Below are 1547 nucleotides of genomic sequence, written 5' to 3'. Positions count from 1 at the left end.
CGCTTGTACCGGGCTTTCCATTCCCGGCTCCCGCTCTCCTTACGTGTCCCCACAGTTCTGTCATACTGCAGTACAGGAATATCAACCTGTTGTCCATCGGCTACGGCTCTCGCCCTCACCTTAGGTCCCGACTCACCCAGGGCAGATCAGCTTTACCCTGGAAACCTTGGATATTCGGCCTAGAGGATTCCCACCTCTATCTCGCTACTCATTCCGGCATTCTCTCTTCCATGCAGTCCACAGCTCCTTCCGGTACTGCTTCTTCCCGCATGCAATGCTCCTCTACCAATCTTTTCAGATTCCTTAGTTTCGGTGGCGCGTTTCAGCCCCGGACATTTTCGGCGCAGGACCTCTCGACCAGTGAGCTATTACGCACTCTTTGAATGTATGGCTGCTTCTGAGCCAACATCCTGGTTGTCTTCGAAATCCCACATCCTTTTCCACTTAACGCGCACTTTGGGACCTTAACTGTAGGTCTGGGCTCTTTCCCTTTTGACCGCCCAACTTATCTCGTGCAGTCTGACTCCCGGTGATATCTACACGGCATTCGGAGTTTGATATTCTTCGGTAGGCTTTGACGCCCCCTAGGAAATTCAGTGCTCTACCTCCGCAAGACTCACACCGAGGCTAGCCCTAAAGCTATTTCGAGGAGAACCAGCTATCTCCGGGTTCGATTGGAATTTCTCCCCTATCCACACCTCATCCCCACCCTTTTCAACGGATGTGGGTTCGGTCCTCCACTACCTCTTACGGCAGCTTCAACCTGGACATGGATAGATCACCCGGTTTCGGGTCTACTCCTACTGACTCTGGCCCTATTAAGACTTGGTTTCCCTACGGCTCCACACCTGAAGTGCTTAACCTTGCCAGTAAGCGTAACTCGCCGGACCGTTCTACAAAAAGTACGCGGTCGTACATATAAAGTACTTCCACAGCTTGTAGACACAGGGTTTCAGGTTCTCTTTCACTCCCCTCCCGGGGTCCTTTTCACCTTTCCTTCACAGTACTATGCGCTATCGGTCACTAAGTAGTATTTAGCCTTAGGGGGTGGTCCCCCTTACTTCCCACAAGGTTCCTCGTGTCTCGTGGTACTCCGGATCCTGCTCAGTCAGCTCTGCTTTCACGTACGGGGCTTTCACCCTCTCCGGCCGGCTTTCCCAAAACCGTTCTGTTAACTTCGCTGAATCTTAAATGCAGTCCATGACCCCGGCATGCACGCACACCGGTTTAGGCTCCTCCGCGTTCGCTCGCCGCTACTTACGGAATCGATGTTTCTTTCTTTTCCTCCGGGTACTTAGATGTTTCAGTTCCCCGGGTTCCCTTCCATACGTTATGGATTGGCGTATGGATGCATGAGGTCTGCTCATGCGGGTTTCCCCATTCAGACATCTCCGGATCACGGGATATTTGCTCCTCCCCGAAGCTTTTCGCAGCTTATCACGTCTTTCATCGGCTCTTAGTGCCAAGGCATCCGCCCTGTGCCCTTATTGCTTGACCTTTCGCTTCATCACCCTAGCGTAGGTGATGCGGTCTCTTGATTCTCGTGT

General features: G+C 52.6%; 1 rRNA gene. It reads right to left on the bottom strand.

What is annotated here, in order from left to right:
* Nucleotides 1-1497, bottom strand: a 23S ribosomal RNA gene (locus ABCM67_RS16210); the annotation flags it as partial.
* Nucleotides 1498-1547 lie beyond the last annotated feature (50 nt).

It is taken from the genome of Blautia sp. 2227st1_G12_2227SCRN_220401, from assembly GCF_039062885.1.
Taxonomy (GTDB): Bacteria; Bacillota; Clostridia; order Lachnospirales; family Lachnospiraceae; genus Blautia_A; species Blautia_A fusiformis.
The sequence above is the reverse complement of the archived record's forward strand: the minus strand, read 5'-3'. Positions and strand labels throughout refer to the sequence as shown.